Source organism: Streptomyces sp. NPDC052079 (genome assembly GCF_040680275.1).
Classification (GTDB): Bacteria; Actinomycetota; Actinomycetes; order Streptomycetales; family Streptomycetaceae; genus Streptomyces.
The window spans coordinates 796,267-811,363 of the sequence record NZ_JBFAWL010000001.1; the positions used below are offsets into that span (position 1 = coordinate 796,267).

The 15,097-nt window shown below is 69.2% G+C and carries 17 protein-coding genes and 5 pseudogenes; 12 read left to right on the forward strand and 10 right to left on the reverse strand.

Features of this window, described 5'->3' with window-relative positions; genetic code table 11:
* The first annotated feature begins 71 nt into the window (after positions 1 to 71).
* Entirely contained in the window at positions 72 to 806 is a 735-nt protein-coding gene (locus AB0L56_RS03840; protein WP_365418551.1) for a hypothetical protein, read from the forward strand.
* 306 nt (positions 807 to 1,112) lie between these two features.
* Positions 1,113 to 1,856, forward strand: a complete 744-nt coding sequence (locus AB0L56_RS03845) for a DUF1775 domain-containing protein (protein WP_365418553.1) — start codon at positions 1,113 to 1,115, stop codon at positions 1,854 to 1,856.
* A 244-nt stretch (positions 1,857 to 2,100) separates the two neighbouring features.
* On the opposite strand, the gene AB0L56_RS03850 is transcribed toward AB0L56_RS03845, so the two are convergent.
* The 4 genes from AB0L56_RS03850 to AB0L56_RS03865 form a co-directional block, all read right to left on the reverse strand.
* Positions 2,101 to 2,514: a PIN domain-containing protein gene (locus AB0L56_RS03850; RefSeq protein WP_365418556.1), complete on the reverse strand. Its 414-nt coding sequence runs from the start codon at positions 2,512 to 2,514 to the stop codon at positions 2,101 to 2,103.
* Positions 2,511 to 2,774, reverse strand: coding sequence for a CopG family transcriptional regulator (locus AB0L56_RS03855; RefSeq protein ID WP_365418559.1), 264 nt, complete (start codon positions 2,772 to 2,774; stop codon positions 2,511 to 2,513). Before AB0L56_RS03855 ends, AB0L56_RS03850 begins: the two co-directional genes overlap by 4 nt.
* Positions 2,775 to 2,980: 206 nt before the next feature.
* Positions 2,981 to 3,502, reverse strand: a complete 522-nt coding sequence (locus AB0L56_RS03860) for a hypothetical protein (protein ID WP_365418562.1) — start codon at positions 3,500 to 3,502, stop codon at positions 2,981 to 2,983.
* 135 nt (positions 3,503 to 3,637) lie between these two features.
* The gene (locus AB0L56_RS03865; protein WP_365418565.1) at positions 3,638 to 4,051 is read right to left on the reverse strand and encodes an arsenate reductase ArsC; all 414 of its coding nucleotides are present in this window, start codon (positions 4,049 to 4,051) and stop codon (positions 3,638 to 3,640) included.
* A 91-nt stretch (positions 4,052 to 4,142) separates the two neighbouring features.
* On the opposite strand from AB0L56_RS03865, the gene AB0L56_RS03870 reads away from it, so the two are divergent.
* The 4 genes from AB0L56_RS03870 (at position 4,143) to AB0L56_RS03885 (ending at position 7,033) form a co-directional block, all read left to right on the forward strand.
* Positions 4,143 to 4,451, forward strand: coding sequence for a metalloregulator ArsR/SmtB family transcription factor (locus AB0L56_RS03870; RefSeq protein ID WP_361028850.1), 309 nt, complete (start codon positions 4,143 to 4,145; stop codon positions 4,449 to 4,451).
* A 38-nt stretch (positions 4,452 to 4,489) separates the two neighbouring features.
* Positions 4,490 to 5,260, forward strand: coding sequence for an aquaporin (locus AB0L56_RS03875; protein ID WP_365418568.1), 771 nt, complete (start codon positions 4,490 to 4,492; stop codon positions 5,258 to 5,260).
* Positions 5,257 to 6,312, forward strand: coding sequence for an ArsO family NAD(P)H-dependent flavin-containing monooxygenase (locus AB0L56_RS03880; RefSeq protein ID WP_365418570.1), 1,056 nt, complete (start codon positions 5,257 to 5,259; stop codon positions 6,310 to 6,312). The genes AB0L56_RS03875 and AB0L56_RS03880 overlap by 4 nt, the downstream gene beginning before the upstream one ends.
* 178 nt (positions 6,313 to 6,490) lie before the next feature.
* Positions 6,491 to 7,033: a DinB family protein gene (locus AB0L56_RS03885; RefSeq protein ID WP_365418572.1), complete on the forward strand. Its 543-nt coding sequence runs from the start codon at positions 6,491 to 6,493 to the stop codon at positions 7,031 to 7,033.
* Positions 7,034 to 7,084: 51 nt separating this feature from the next.
* On the opposite strand, the pseudogene AB0L56_RS03890 reads toward AB0L56_RS03885, so the two are convergent.
* Positions 7,085 to 7,327 (reverse strand): annotated as a pseudogene (locus tag AB0L56_RS03890) (N-acetyltransferase family protein); the annotation flags it as partial.
* A gap of 1 nt (position 7,328) precedes the next feature.
* Here AB0L56_RS03890 and AB0L56_RS03895 point away from each other — a divergent pair.
* Positions 7,329 to 7,673, forward strand: a pseudogene (locus AB0L56_RS03895) (ATP-binding protein); the annotation flags it as partial.
* A 46-nt stretch (positions 7,674 to 7,719) separates the two neighbouring features.
* Here the strand turns inward: AB0L56_RS03895 and AB0L56_RS03900 are convergent.
* Together AB0L56_RS03900 and AB0L56_RS03905 are read right to left on the reverse strand one after the other, a co-directional pair.
* Positions 7,720 to 8,202, reverse strand: a complete 483-nt coding sequence (locus AB0L56_RS03900; RefSeq protein WP_365418575.1) for a GNAT family N-acetyltransferase — start codon at positions 8,200 to 8,202, stop codon at positions 7,720 to 7,722.
* Positions 8,203 to 8,703: 501 nt separating this feature from the next.
* Positions 8,704 to 8,847, reverse strand: a pseudogene (locus AB0L56_RS03905) (peptidoglycan-binding protein); the annotation flags it as partial.
* A gap of 2 nt (positions 8,848 to 8,849) precedes the next feature.
* Here AB0L56_RS03905 and AB0L56_RS03910 point away from each other — a divergent pair.
* The 4 genes and pseudogenes from AB0L56_RS03910 to AB0L56_RS03925 all read left to right on the forward strand — a co-directional run.
* Positions 8,850 to 10,584, forward strand: a pseudogene (locus AB0L56_RS03910) (sugar-binding protein); the annotation flags it as partial.
* Between the two features lie 56 nt (positions 10,585 to 10,640).
* Complete coding sequence (locus AB0L56_RS03915; RefSeq protein WP_365418578.1) at positions 10,641 to 11,057, forward strand: hypothetical protein; 417 nt, start codon at positions 10,641 to 10,643, stop codon at positions 11,055 to 11,057.
* Positions 11,058 to 11,121: 64 nt separating this feature from the next.
* Entirely contained in the window at positions 11,122 to 11,517 is a 396-nt protein-coding gene (locus tag AB0L56_RS03920; RefSeq protein WP_365418580.1) for a hypothetical protein, read from the forward strand.
* A 301-nt stretch (positions 11,518 to 11,818) separates the two neighbouring features.
* A complete protein-coding gene (locus AB0L56_RS03925) occupies positions 11,819 to 12,052 on the forward strand; it encodes a hypothetical protein (protein WP_365418583.1) in 234 nt (77 codons plus the stop codon).
* 325 nt (positions 12,053 to 12,377) lie between these two features.
* On the opposite strand, the gene AB0L56_RS03930 is transcribed toward AB0L56_RS03925, so the two are convergent.
* The 3 genes and pseudogenes from AB0L56_RS03930 to AB0L56_RS03940 all read right to left on the reverse strand — a co-directional run bounded on the left by AB0L56_RS03930 (position 12,378) and on the right by AB0L56_RS03940 (position 13,500).
* Entirely contained in the window at positions 12,378 to 12,602 is a 225-nt protein-coding gene (locus AB0L56_RS03930) for a hypothetical protein (protein WP_365418586.1), read from the reverse strand.
* A gap of 247 nt (positions 12,603 to 12,849) precedes the next feature.
* Positions 12,850 to 13,067 (reverse strand): annotated as a pseudogene (locus AB0L56_RS03935) (N-acetyltransferase); the annotation flags it as partial.
* Positions 13,068 to 13,122: 55 nt separating this feature from the next.
* Entirely contained in the window at positions 13,123 to 13,500 is a 378-nt protein-coding gene (locus AB0L56_RS03940) for a metalloregulator ArsR/SmtB family transcription factor (RefSeq protein WP_365418589.1), read from the reverse strand.
* Positions 13,501 to 13,727: 227 nt separating this feature from the next.
* On the opposite strand from AB0L56_RS03940, the gene AB0L56_RS03945 reads away from it, so the two are divergent.
* On the forward strand, positions 13,728 to 15,095 hold the full coding sequence (locus AB0L56_RS03945) for an FAD-dependent oxidoreductase (protein WP_365418592.1): 1,368 nt from the start codon (positions 13,728 to 13,730) through the stop codon (positions 15,093 to 15,095).
* Positions 15,096 to 15,097 lie beyond the last annotated feature (2 nt).

Sequence of the window (15,097 nt, forward strand, 5' to 3'; positions counted from 1 at the left end):
GAGTCGGACACCGGGGCCAATTCCGTACTCTCTGCTGACGCGTGAGACCCGGACTGCGAGGATGAGGCGCCGTGACCGCTGGGGGGTGTACTCGCACGCTCAGGGCCGCTGTGTTCGCGGCCGTCTGCGTGCTGCTCGCCTCCCTGGGCCACGTCATGATGTCGGGAACCGCGGTGCCCTGGTGGGCCATGGCCGCAGGAGCGGCGGCGACCGGCGGCACGGCCTGGCTGCTGGCCGGCCGGGAGCGCGGGCCGGTCGCGGTCGGCTCCGTCACGGTCGCCGCCCAGGCCGTACTCCACGCGTCGTTCTCGCTCGCCCAGGCAGCCGTACAGCCGAAACCGTCCGGCGGCAGGTCGCTGGTCCAGCAGTGGCTGGGCTATCTGCTGTGCGGTTCGCCGTCGGGACCGGGCACGGAGCACGGCGCCATGCCGACGTCCATGACCTCCATGGACCACGCGATGGGTACCACGCACTCCATGGGCTCGATGGACCACATGGGGGCCGCGCATGCTCTGGACCACGACATGGGCGGCCTGTCCTCGACCGGCATGCTCGCCGCCCACCTGCTGGCCGCGCTGCTGTGCGGCCTGTGGCTCGCCCACGGCGAGCGCGCCGCGTTCCGCATCCTGGGCGCTCTCGCCGGATGGCTCGTCGCTCCGCTGCGCCTGATCCTCCGGCTGCCCGCGCCGCCGCACCGGCCACGCGTCCGCGCCCCCAGAGGCGGCTCGGAGCGCAAGCCGCCGCGACTCCTCCTCACCTACGCGATCACTTCTCGGGGTCCACCCATGGGGACCGCTGTCGCCTGACGACAGCCGGCTTCCCGAGGCCGTGCACGGAGACGACGAACGGTCGGCTCCCCACCTCGGGTACCGGCCGCGCATACCCGCGCCCGGCCGTTCACCCCGACACCCCTTCACCGGTTCCGCCGTGCCGCTCGCACTGCCCTGTGCGCGCCGTCCCGGACACCGGTCCAGGCCCGGATGCTCGATCACCCCTGGGCCGGTGCCTGCTCCAGGCGGGCCAGGGACCAGCTGAGTGTCCCGGCCTGGCCGCGCAGGGCCTGCCCAGCGTTTGAATACAGCCCCTACACCATCGAAACGAGGGAGTCCTCCGTGCACCGCCCGACCCTGGTACGCAACCTGCGCCTCACCGGCGCCCTCTCAGCAGCCGCGCTCGCAATCGCTGTCGCCACCGCGGGCCCGGCCGCGGCCCACGCCGAGGTCGAGGCGGAGGGTGCTCGGGCCCTCGACCAGAACGTCGAGCTGACCTTCTCCGCCGAGTCGGAGTCCGCCTCGGCCGGGATCAGCAAGCTGGAGGTGATCCTGCCCAAGGGCATCGCCCCGCAGGACATCACCTATGAGGAAGGCCCCAAGGGCTGGAAGTTCGCCCCTACCGGCCGGGGCTACACGGTGTCGGGGCCGAAGCTCGCCGTGGGCGAGGACGCCGAGTACGCCGTGACCGTACGGCAGCTGCCCGACGCGAAAGAGCTGGTCTTCAAGACTCTGCAGACCTACAGCGACGGCAAGGTCGACCGCTGGATCGAACTGGAGGAGGAGGCCGAGGCGGACGGACACGGGCACGGCCATCCCGCGCCCCGCCTGGAACTGAAGGCAGCCGCACCCGGCGCCAAGCTGGTGAGTCCCAGCCCCACGGACGAACCGACCACCTCCGCTCCATCGTCGGCCGGCACCTCGGACGAGCCCGCCGCCGACGAGTCGCCCGCGGAGCCGGTGGCGGATGACCCGAAGGACGACGACGGCATGCCCATGGCCGTACCTCTGGGCATCGGTGCGGCCGTCCTCGTGCTCGGCGGTGGCGTGTGGTGGTTCAGGAACCGCCGGAGCGGATCTGCCTGAGCCCCCTCGGTCCGGTCGAGGCACGCCCCCTGGGAAGCCAGACAAGAGAAGTGATGTTGCGAGGTGCGCGCTTGAATCAGGGTGGGAACGAACACAGGCACCAGCGGCGCGCTCTCATCGTCGCCTACGACGACGCGCAGATCGCTGTCGCCCACCCGCTACGCCCACTACATGTAAGGCAAACCGCCGGGCGGCTGCGCATGTGAGCGGATGCTTCGGCCGCAAGCGGTAACCGGAGGACACATCAGATCTTGATGACGGTGGCGCGCCCGCCGCACAGCAGGGTGACGTCCTCCGGATCGGAGGTCAGGATCGTGGCCGGTCCGGGCGCTGCGAGTGCGGTGGCGCTGAGCATGGCGTCGATGGCGTACTTGTGGCCGTGCAGGCCTGCGTCGGCGAGGAGGGTTGCGGCGTGGCGGGCGATCGGCTCGGTGACCGGTTCCACGACGAGGCGGGAGAGGGTCCACCCCAGGGCGGGGCGGTTGATCCGCGGGTGGACGACCTCCACCAGGGTGGCTGCGGAGGTGATCACCCGGAGGTCGTCGGCGCGGGCGAGTGCGAGCCAGGCGGTGACGGTGCGGTCGCGGAGGACGGCCTTGGCCAGTCCCTCGCTGTCCAGTACGAGGGTGCCGCCGGGGACGGCGGGGGAGCGGCTCACGCGGCGTTCGCTCCGCCCGTCGCCTGGTTGTCGCGGGCCTGGTGGAGCAGCTCGCGCAGGGCCTGGATCTCCTCGTCCGTGACGGGCCCGTGCTCGGCCTCGGCGACGGTGATGAGCTCGTTGAGGTTGTCGCGCTCGATCTGGCGGGCGACGGCGGCGGCGACGTAGGCGGACAGGCCGGAGGGGCCGCTGCGGGCCTTTGCTGCTTCGGCGATGTCGCGCGGCATGGTGATCGAGTACTTGCCGGTAGGCTCACTCATGCTACCTATCCTACCGTGAATCCTCCCGGCGGTGAGTGCGGATACCGAGCCCGCTCAGACGTGCCCGCCGCATTCCGGTCCGATGGTCGACCCGTCCTTGCGGAAATCCCCGGACGATCCGGTGCGACGGCCGGACCATGCCGCACTCACCGCCGGCCGCCGCGCGCGGGGCAGTTGCCGGGGCGCACGGGTTCGCGGCACATGGGCTACGCCGTGCCAGGGGTCGACAGCCTGCCGGTTGCCCGGGGGTAGGACGTCCATCCTTGATCGAGGACCGGATTGCGGTCCCCCTCGTGTCCGTTGAGGCATTCATTGAGAGCCCAGGTGGAGCGCTGGGGGTCGGCCGCCCGTTCCAGGAGCAGAGTGCTGGGTGTGGTGTCTGTCAGGGTCACCAGGCGTTCGACTTCGTGGGCTGCGACGACCGTGGTCGGGATGTCGGCGATGGGCAGGCCGAGGTGGGGCAGGTTGGCGTTGGCGACGGGGAACGGTTCAAGGGTGACGATCAGTGCCTGGCGTGGACGGTCGGTCGGGATGCCAGCGAATGCCGGATGGTACTGGTCGATCTGGGCTGAGGTGGCGTTGACCTGGCGGGGCTGTGGCCGCTCGGGCGTGCTGTAGCGTGCCGCCGCTGTGGCGATCAGTGGCAGCAGTGAGCTGTGACGATGCCGCCGGATGCGCTGGCGGTATTCGTCCTCCGTCACCAGCCGGTCATACAGGTACGCAGCCATTCCGCCATGATCCTCGTCCTGGAGCGGTTATTCGACAGATTTCTCCCGAGTCAGTCCCGAACGTGCCTACTTGAGGCGTGATCGCGCGGATCCTCGCGTTTCGGTGTGGGCCGGCCCTCACACCCCTGCCCGAGGTCAGTGTTGTGCGGGGACGCCGAGGTCGTCGAGGAGCCCGCGGACGCGGTGCTCGATTTCGTCGCGGATGGGCCGGACGGCGTCGACGGTCTGGCCTGCGGGGTCGTCCAGGGTCCAGTCGAGGTACCGCTTGCCGGGGAAGACGGGGCAGGTGTCGCCGCAGCCCATGGTGATGCAGACGTCGGACTCCCTGACCGCGTCCACGGTGAGCATCTTCGGGACCTCGGCGGAGATGTCGATGCCGACCTCGCGCATGGCTTCGATGGCGGCGGGATTGACGTGCTCGCCGGGGTTGGAGCCGGCGGAGCGGACCTCGACGCAGTCCCCGGCCAGGTGGGTCAGCCACGCGGCGGCCATCTGGGAACGGCCCGCGTTGTGGACACAGACGAACAGCACGGAGGGCTTGTCGGACATCAGAGGTCTCTCTTGTCTCACGACGACATCAGGTGCGACTGACATCAGTACCCGGTGGTGTCAGTCATCACTGATGTGACACTATCAGTCCATGATGACGTCAGTCGACACTGACCTGATCCGGGTTCTGGCCGACCCGCTCAGGCTCCGGATCGTGACCCTGCTCGCAAAAGAAATGCTGTGCACCACCCACCTGGTGGAGGAGACCGGTGCCAAGCAGACCAACCTCTCCAACCACCTGAGAGTGCTGCGCGAGGCCGGGGTCGTCGAGACGGAGCCGTGCGGCCGGTTCACGTACTACAGGTTGCGCCCGGATGTCATCGCCCAGCTCGCGGGCCAGTTTGCTGACCTGGCCGAGTCCGCCCGTACCGCCGCCGACAACAAGCGGTCCTGCCCCTGAACTTCGCCGTCCCAGGCGACTGCACCAAGGAGTCTTTGTTGACCGCCACGCACGAGTCCGCCGCGGAGTCAGCGATGTCCGCCGCCGAGCCGCAGCCCGCCCCGGGCGCCACCCCGCCCCGCAGGCCGCTGGCCGCCCGGGCTGCCGCCGAACTCGTCGGCACCGCAGCCCTCGTCGCGGTGGTGATCGGCTCCGGCATCCAGGCCACCGAGCTGACCAGGGACGTCGGGGTACAGCTGCTGGCCAACTCCCTGGCCACCGTCTTCGGCCTCGGTGTCCTGATCCTCCTGCTCGGGCCGGTCTCCGGCGCGCACTTCAACCCCGTGGTCACGTTGGCCGAGTGGTGGACGGGCAGGCGCGGTGGCGCAGGGGTGACGCTCCGCGAGACCGCCGTTTACGTCCCGGCGCAGATCGCGGGTGCGATCACGGGCGCGATCCTGGCGGACGCGATGTTCGGCAAGCCGCTCGTGGAGTGGTCCACCCACGACCGGTCCGCCGGGCACCTGCTCCTCGGCGAGGTCGTCGCCACCGCCGGCCTGATCCTGCTGATCTTCGGCCTGGCGCGCGCCGACCAGCTGCGCTTCGCCCCGGTCGCGGTCGCCTCGTACATCGGCGCCGCCTACTGGTTCACCTCCTCCACGTCCTTCGCCAACCCGGCGGTGACCATCGGCCGCGCCTTCAGCGACACGTTCGCGGGCATCGCGCCCGGTTCCCTTGCGGGCTTCATCGGCATGCAGCTGATCGGTGCCCTGGTCGGGCTGGCGCTGGTGGCCCTCATCTTCATGCCTGGCCGGGACACCGCCAAGTGACGCACGCAGTCCAGGTAGTGGTGATCGGCGGCGGCCAGTCCGGGATCGCCGCCGGATACAACCTGCGCCGCCTCGGTGTCGACTTCGTCGTCCTCGACGCCCAGACCACACCGGGCGGAGCCTGGCAGCACACCTGGGACTCCCTGCACCTGTTCTCCCCAGCGGCCTTCTCGTCTCTGCCGGGCCGGCTCATGCCGCCGCAGCTGGGGGAGGAGTACCCGGACGCTGCCCACGTGGTGGAGTACCTCGCCGACTACGAGAAGCGCTACGAGCTTCCCGTCGAGCGCCCGGTACGCGTCCTCGGCGTCCACCGCGACGGCCAACTCCTGCGCGTGGAGACCGACTCCGGCACCTGGCAGGCACGCGCCGTGATCAGCGCGACCGGCACGTGGTGGCGCCCATTCCTCCCCGCCGTCCCCGGCCGAGGGGACTTCGGCGGACGCCGGCTCCACGCCGTGGAGTACCGCAGCCCGCAGGACTTCGCCGGCCAGCGGGTGATCGTGATCGGCGGAGGCAACTCGGGCGCGCAGATCGCCGCCGACCTCGCCTACGACACCAAGCTGACCTGGGTCACCCAGCGCCCGCCCCGCTATCTGGCCGACGACATCGACGGCCGCGCCCTCTTCGACGCGGCCACCGCCCGCCGCCGTGCCCTCGACGAGGGCCGCACCGACACCGGCGGCGTCGCCTCGCTCGGCGACATCGTCGCCGTGCCTCCCGTTCGCGAGGCCCGCGACAGCGGCCTGCTCAGGGCGAGCCCGATGTTCACCCGCCTGGTCCACGGCGGTGTCGAGTGGGCCGACGGCACTCGCGCCGAAGCCGACGCCCTCATCTGGTGCACCGGCTTCCGGCCGGCTCTCTCGCATCTCGCGCCCCTCCGACTCCGTGGCCGACGCGGCCACATCGCCACGTCCGGCACGCGCGCGGTGGACGAGCCGCGCCTGCACCTGTTCGGCTACGGAGACTGGACCGGGCCCGCCTCTGCCACTCTCATCGGTGTCGGCCGACCCGCGCGCGAGGCGGCACGAGAGATCGCCGGCCTGCTCGCGTAAGCGCCCACTTCCCGACCACGCCATGCCCTGTGCGACCGTTGGGGCAAGCGGAGACCCCTCCGGGGCCTCCGCCCCCGGAGGCCGACTTCGGCTCAGGAGCCGGAGAGCGAGGATCATCGTCCTCCCGGGTATCCGGCCGTAGCCGAACCTGAGAAGCCAGCGGGACGGAGTGGCAGCCATGGACGAGCGATGCCCACTGGACCGACAGGCTGTCCACGCCGACTGGGAGCGCATCCAGGCCGACTTCCATCGCTTCCTCGCGGAGGCGAGCGCCACCGACCTGCGCCGACCGACAGCCGGGACACGCTGGACCAACGAGCAGCTGCTGTTCCACATGCTCTTCGGCTACATGCTCGTCCGCGTGCTCCTGCCCCTGCTGGGACTCTTCACCAGGCTGCCGCGCACTGCGAGCAGGATGTTCGCCCGTCTGCTGAACGCTGCGGCCAGACCGTTCCATGTCATCAACTACGTCAGCTCCGTGGCTGGCTCGCTCTACTTCAACCACCGCCGCATGGGAGCGAAGATGGACCGTACCCTCGCTGCCCTCCATCGGCGCCTGGACCGCGAATGCGCAGCCTCCCTCGAGCGCGGCATGCACTACCCGCCCCGCTGGGACCCCTTCTTCCGCGACTGGGTGACCCGCGCGGATCTGTACCGCTATCCCACCCAGCACTACGACTTCCACCGCGCCCAGCTCACGCTGGGCCCTGCGCACGACTGATCCGGTTCGGCCGGCATCAACTGGTCCGCCGTCACCGCTTTGGGGCATCGGTCAGGTGACAGCGGGGCTTCGGCGCTCGATGAGGACGACGTCGCGCCAGCGGCCGTGGTGGCGGCCGATGCGTTCGCGGGTGCCGATGACGCGGAAGCCGGCCCGTTGGTGCAGGGCGATGCCGGCGGTGTTCTCGGGGAAGATGCCGGACTGGATGGTCCAGATCCCGGCCGCCTCGGTGGAGTCGATCAGCGCTTTGAGCAGGGCGGAGGCGACTCCGTGGCCCCGGGCGCCGGGATGGACGTTGAACGAGCTGGTCGAGGCCGCGGACGAGAAAATCCTGACCAAGACCATAGCCCGCTACGGGCGCGCCGATCTCCTCTGCATCGACGAACTCGGATACATGGAGCTCGACCGACGCGGCGCCGAACTGCCGTTCCAAGTACTCACCGAGCGGGAGGAGAAGAACAGCGTGGCCATCGCCTCCAACGAGAGCTTTGGTGCATGGACAAAGACGTTCACCGATCCCCGGCTTTGCGCGGCCATCGTCGACCGGCTCACCTTCGGCGGCAACATCATCGAGACCGGTACCGACTCCTACCGCCTCGCCCAGACCAAGGCTCGGGCCGAAGAGTTCCGCACCCGCTGACAGCCACCGCACACCATGGTGCGGTGGCTGACGACGTGCACAGACGCTACAGAGCGGTTTCCAAGGTCACCGACTGAGACGCGAAGCCGTTGCGCTCATAGAACCGGATGGCCTCGGCGTTGCTTGAGTAGGCCGTCACCTCCGCCTGCCCGGCCCCCACCTGCTTCGCCCAAGCGAAGAACTCGCTGACCAGGCGACCCCCGACCTGTCCCCGACGGTATGCGGGCTGCACATACATGCTCACCAGCGTCGCGACCTTCACCGGCTTCATCGCGGATGCCTCGCCCACCACACCCGTGAGATGCCCCACCACCTTGCCGCCGCAGTCGGCAACGAGGAGAAGCCGACTCGGATCAGCTAAGCCAGCCGCGAAACGCTGCCGTCCGTGCTCGCGAGGCCAGTCGATGTTGATGCTTGGATCTCGGGTTCCGGCGTCCTCGGCGAATAGGGCGCTGCTGCATGCGACAAGCCCTTTGACATCCGCCTGTTCGGCTTTACGGACAACCACCTCTTGTCGTTGATCACTCATGGTCACGACACTAGCGACCGGCACCGACACCGCCGCCCGAGTGCCTCTCAAACGCGTGAACAAACAGCGGCATCCAGATCGGCAAGTGACTCCCGAGCTCATGAACAAACGCCATCGTACTCGTCGACATAGCCAGTCGCGGGAAGATTCTGCCGGGTAGTCGGCGCGTGTCGAGAGTCGGTACTCGCCGGCCGGGCCCTGCGCTGCGCGGGCGAGCGGCAGCAAGAGGGGCGGGATCTCGTTGCGGTGCCGGCGCATGATCTGCCGCAGGGCGCGGGCGCATGACGGGCGGACGCTCATCCGCGCAGCATGGCAGACAATCACCCGGCGGCCGGCCACTGCGTCACCAGGCTGCTGTCGCCTCGTCGGTGAGGGTGATGCGGGCGCCGGGCCGACCCCAGTTGCCGACCCAGGCCGCGAACTTCCGGCGGGCGACAGCTTCACTTCCCCACCATCCGTGCTGTACGGGCTGGGAAAGCCGGCAACAGGTTGGTGCCTCGTCTATCCGGTGATGGCGACTGGCGCGTCCCAGGCGTTGCGATCCACGACGATGGTGTGACCGCCTCGGGTTTCCTTGCTGTTGACGGCGTACTGGTGCGCGCGGCTGTGGTTGGTGTACAGCGTCGGATCCCAAGGCCAGTCGGCACAAGGCCGACAACAAGTCCGAGGCCATCGACTACACCTTCCACGCCGGCCCCGGCGGCTTCGTCCAGCCCGCCGATGGCGAGCGCACCGCTCGCCGCCTGCCGCTCGTCGCCGAGGCTGACGGCACTAAGTACAACCAGGTCTCGTTCTCCTGGCGCCGCTCCGAGGCCGATGCATGGACGCGGATCCCCGCTGGAGACGTCACCAAGGATGGCACCGCGCTGACGTCGTGGCCCATCGCGCCAACGAGCGGCAAGAGTCCCACCCTGGCGTGGAGCGCCACGGACACCGTGAATCCCGATGGCAGCATCGAAATCAAGGCCGACTTTGACGGACCCAACGGCGCCTCAGGCAGTACCGAGGCGCTGACGGTCGTGGTCGACCGGAATGCCGACAGCGCCGCCACCGAGGCGATCGGTCCCGGTTCGCTCAATCTCCTCACCGGTGACTTCCTGCTGTCAGAGACCGACGTCTCGCAGTTCGGACTGTCCGTGGAACGCTCCGCGTCCTCTCGTACTCCCGCGGCCACGCAGGACGGCCAGCTACCGATCTTCGGCAAGGAGTGGGTCAGCGGTACTACCGCGGAACTCACCGACTCCGACTACAGCTACCTGCGGAGGATTTCCGACACCGCGGTGGACGTGGTGACCGCGGACGACAGCTCCATCCACTTCACCGCGAACACCGCCAGGACCGGCTGGATTCCTGAGCCCGGATCGGAGTACCTGACCCTCACGGGCAGCACCGCCGGAAGCTTCACTCTGACCGAGACCGAAGGTGTCGTCACTGAGTTCACCAAGCCCGCCGGCGCCACCACCTGGCAGGTGAGCAGTTCCAGGAACGACGGCCAGACGGTGTCGACCACCAGCATCGAGTCCAAGACCGTCACCGTCGACGGCAAGGAACTCGCGCGCCCGGAACGAATCTTCGCTCCCACCTCGGCGACGACCACCGCGGCCTGCAAGGCCGATCCCTCGACCAAGGGCTGCCGGATCCTGCAATTCGTGTACGCCACGGCCACCACAGCCACGGACACCGCCTACGGCGACTACAACGGCCAGGTGAAGGAGGTGCGGCCTCTGGTCGACTGCGCCTGGTGCGGCGACGGCGACGGCGAAGACGGTGCAGAGCTACGCGTACGACAGCACAGGCCGGCTGCGGCAGACCTGGGACACGCAGATCTCTCCCGCTCTGAAGACCGAGTACGACTACGACAGCGCGGGCCGGGTCATCAAGGTCACGCCGCCCGGCGAACTGCCGTGGACCTTCACCTACGGCAAGGCGGGCGCGAGCAGCGCGGCCGGTGACGGCATGGTGCTCAAAGCGTCTCGCCCTGCGCTGAAGCAGGGTACGGCCGCCACCGTCGAGGGCGAGGCCGTCACGTCAGTCGTCTACGACGTGCCGCTCACCGGGACCGCCGCCCCATACCAGATGTGAACGGCTGACGTGAAGGCGTGGGGGCAGACCGACGCTCCCACGGACGCGACAGCCGTCTTTCCCGCTGACTCGGTGCCCACTTCCAACACGGGCACCTCGCTCGGCGCGGGTTCCTACGGCCGAGCCACGATCCACTATCTCGGCACCTCCGGCCGTACCGTCGACAAGGCCGACCCGGGCGGCCACATCACCACCACCGAGTACGACCGCTTCGGCAACACGGTGCGTGAGCTGACGGCCGCCAACAGAGAGGTCGCCGTCCGTACCTCCGCCGAGAACACCGCCGCGCGTGCCGACCTGGCGCCCAGCAGCGATCGGGCGAGACGCTGTCCGGGCTGACCCTGATGGGCGCTCGGATGTACGACTCGGCCACCGGCCGTTTCCTTCAGTCGGACCCGGTGACCGGCGGCGGCGCGAACGCCTACGGCTATCCTGTCGACCCCATCACCATGTACGACCTGAATGGCAAGTGGTCGTGGTCGGGGAGCACGTGGTGGAAGATTGCCAAGTGCGTCTGGGCCATCATCTCCGTGGCGATGTGGGCCAGCGGGTTCGGATGGCTGATGAAGGTCAACAAGATTCGCAAGGCCGTGAAGCTCATCCGTAAGATCGGCTTCAAGCGTCTGTACAGACTGATCAAGGTGATCAGGAATAAGCCTCGACGCAAGTGGTATAGGGCTGCCGCGGGATTCGGGGCCGCGCTAATTTCGGCGGTCGGTGTCCTCATGGGCTTCTCGTCAGTCCAAGAAGACTGTTACGACGCGTTCAAGTAACAAGCAGCCGGGGGGCCCGACAGGCGGGCCCCCCGGCTACCCTTCTTCTCGAATCGGAACCAAGATGCCTGCCTCAGTATGGAAGTCGGCCGGAGTCGTAGCCCTTCTCCTCGCCATCGTCATCACAGTCGCGTTCCTGGTCACGGCCCTTTGGATGTCCCGGACCCGAAACCCCAAGCGCGAGTATCTCAAGTGGTCCCTTTCTTTGCCCGTCGTCGTGGCTTCGGTGCTTAGCGTTCTCATTGGCGCATGGGCCACCGACCGGACCCCGCACTTCGAAATGGATGAGTTCAAGACGGTGCTGATTCCACTCACCATGGGACTCTCAGTGCATGCCCTCGTCCGCGCCTGGCTCGCAGACGACAAGGGAGTTCAGTGGCCGACGCGTTATATCCCGGCTGCTCTCGTGCTGCTCTGCGGAACACTCGTCTCCGGTGCGACTACCTACCTCGGCGCCTGACAGTAGGAATCCGCCCCTGCGGTGAAAGAGCCGGGGTGGATTGATCAGTCCGTGCTGGATGATGCCGCGGCTCGGGCTTTGCACACCGTGAGGCGTTGAGCCTTTTCCAACCTCACTCTGCGCTGGTCAGGTGCAGGGCGAGGACGGCCTGGACGAGACGCGTGCTGCATGCAGCGCGCCGGAAGCTGGGTCCCTGGGTCTCGCACCCGCGTACGGCCGGGTTCGTCCGGAGTGGTCCCCAGGGACTGGGGCGGCCGATACCGTTGAGGGAGACGCCAGTTCTGCCCTTCTGGAGCCCTCGATGAGCGAACAACCGGCACCCGCCGACCACGCCCGGCAGCAACTGGAGCCCGCGGCCGCCGACGGGTTGCGTGCGTTCGCGGCCAAGACCCGCGCCAGCGCCGACCAGTTCGCCGCCGTCCTGGAGGACATCGCGGCCAACGGGCTGCCCTCGGTGGAAGACTGCACGCCGTGGGAGGAACTGCGCGAGGCCCACCTCGCCCGGCTCGCCGCGCAACACCCGGCCGTCGCCTGATGGGCCCGCGCCGCGCCCGGATCGCGGTGGTGGCCGAGGCGGGGGCAGCCAGGGCAAGCGTGGCCACGGCGGTGACGACTTCGCTGCGCATCAGGTTCTTGATCACGGCTCCACAGATAGGGCGGTGGCTGGCAGGTTGAGCCGGTAATGCTGCTGTGTTCACTCTGGTGGAGCACGGTGTCGAGTGGGCGTATCGGTTTCGACTGCCATGAGCGCGGCGAGCACCTCCTGGACCGCAAACGGGTCTCATCGTCCGCGGCCCCGACCTCCACCACGGCCCTGGTGAACGAGGCCGCCACGGTCAAGCGCCTGTCCTCATACCGAGTCAGGTGCGTAGCTGGGTGAGTCCGTCTGCGCGACGCTGGTCCTTCGGACGGCCGAGGGCCCGCCGCATGCGGATCAGGTCGTCGAGTGCGGCGTAGCGGATGGTGAATCCTGCGGGGTCACGGGTGGTCTCGGCTGAGGTCAGGCAGGGGGTGACATCCATGGTGCCCCAGGGCAGGGCGGGGGTGCACAGGTCTCCGCTGGCACCGGTGACCCGGTACCCCACCTGTGAGCGGTCGAGATCGGGCAGTTCGGGCAGCCAGTCAGGGCTAGGGCGTCGCGCAAGGCGTGCGCCTCGTCAGGGGCGCCTTCCCAGAGCAGGTCGAGGTCCCCGGTCAGTTCGGTCGAGCCGTGCATGATGCCGGCGACCTGGCCGATGACTACCGCGCGCCTCGACGCGCATCGCGGCACAGACCTGCTGGCGGTAGCTCGGCGGCTTCAGGCAGGCCAGGTAGGAGAAGTCGATCCGGGTGGCCGGCGTACGCGCAGCGGTCGGAGACCTTCGTGGCGGCGACCCAGCCGAGCACCACCTCATGCTCGCCGTGGGCGACGAGCGGTGCTCAGGCAGCTTCGCGGCGTCGAACGTCTGCCAGGTCGGTGCGGTCGTCTCGAAGGTGGCGTTCCCCCCGTCGATGCCTGCCTGGTAGATCGCCGGCACCTGTTCGGCCTGCACGATGGTCATCGGCACCATGGCCACGCTGGTCGGACTCGACACGGTGGCGTATCCCCTCGTTCCCGGCCGCTGGTCAGACTGTGCCTGGCGCGATGGTCAGCAGCTTGCCCATGGCGGCCAGTACGGACGGCTCGACGCGGTAGTAGACCCACGTGCCGCGCCGCTCGGAGGTCAGCAGCCCGGCGTCTTTGAGCTTCTTCAGGTGGTGGGAGACGGTCGGCTGGGAGACCCCGACGTCGGAGATATCGCAGACGCACGCCTCGCCGCCCTCGTGCGAGGCGACTGCGGAGAACAGCCGCAGCCGTATGGGGTCACCCAGGGCCTTGAACATCCGCGCGGCCGTCTCGGCCTCCTCCGCGGTGAACGGGCGCTCGGTCAGCGGCGGGCAGCACGGCGCCACGGCCTCAGATGCCTCGGATTCGAGCAGCGGCAGCACCTTGGTATTCGACATGCATCTATGTTGACACACGTCAAACCAGGCGGCCCAGGGGTGAATGGCTCAGCCGCCCCGCGGCGAGCTGCCGCTGGCCCCGGCCGGCCGCCACGATCACCACCGAGTCGATCCGCTCCACCCCGATCCCCTGATTCGGTATATGTCTATGTTGACGCTTATCGATACAGGTGCCATGCTGGGTGCTGCGCAAGGAATCGACAAACGTCGAATCAAAGGGGAACCTCGTGAACGCGCCCATCACCGACCAGCTGCCCGTCGTGGTCATCGGAGCCGGTCCCATCGGGCTCGCAGCCGCAGCCCACCTCGTCGACCGCGGCCTCGAACCGCTGGTCCTGGAGGCCGGCCCCTCCGCCGGCACCGCCGTACGCGATTGGGCGCACGCGCGGCTGTTCTCGCCGTGGGCCGAGGTCACCGATTCGGCCGCCGAGAAGCTGCTCGCCCCGACCGGATGGGTCCGCCCCGACGGCGCCACCTATCCCACCGGCGACGACTGGCTCGAGCGGTACCTCCAGCCGCTCGCCGACGTCCTTGGCGACAAGGTCCGCTATGGCGCCACCGTGACCGGCGTCGCTCGCGCCGGCCGGGACCGGATCGTCGACGCCGACCGCGCCGAGCAGCCCTTCAACGTGCACGTCCTGCTGGCCGACGGCGGCGAGGAGCGGGTCAGCGCCCGCGCCGTTATCGATGCCTCCGGCACCTGGACCCTTCCCAGCCCGATGGGTGCCGACGGCCTGCCCGCTCTCGGCGAGACGGCCGCCGCCGGTCGCATCTCCTACCGCGTCCCGGACCTCAAGGACCCGGTCGTCCGCGCCCGGTACGCGGGCAAGCGTGCCGCGGTCATCGGCTCCGGCGCCTCCGCCTTCACCGCGTTGGCCTACCTCGCCGACCTGGCCAAGGACGAGCCGGGCACGCACGCGCTGTGGATCGTGCGCCGCGGGATCACCGACTCCACCTTCGGCGGCGGCGAGTCCGACCAACTGCCCGCCCGTGGCGCTCTGGGCCTGCGCGCCAAGGCCGCTGTCGAGGACAGCCACGCATCCGCTGTGACCGGCTTCCGCACCCAGGCCGTGGAGCGCGACGGCGACCGGCTCGTCCTGGTCGCCGAGGACGGCCGCCGCCTGGACCCGGTCGATGAGATCATCGTGCTCACCGGCTTCCGCCCCGACGTGTCCTTCCTCTCCGAGGTCCGCCTCGGCCTCGACGAGCGCCTCCAGGCCCCGACCGCCCTGGCCCCGCTCATCGACCCCAACGTCCACTCCTGCGGCACGGTCTACCCCCACGGCGTGAACGAACTCTCCCACCCGGAGCAGGACGTCTACCTGGTCGGCATGAAGTCCTACGGACGCGCGCCCACGTTCCTGGCGATGACCGGCTACGAGCAGGTCCGCTCCGTCACCGCCGCACTCGCCGGTGACCGCGAGGCCGCCGAACGGGTCGAGCTGACCCTGCCCGAAACCGGGGTGTGCGGCGGCGCGGGCCTGTACGACGACCCCGACGCGGCTCAGAGCGGCGAGGGTGGCGGATGCTGCGCGGCCCCGGCCACTCTGCAGATCGGTGTCGGTGCCCCGACCGCCCCCTCCCGTGGCTGCTGACC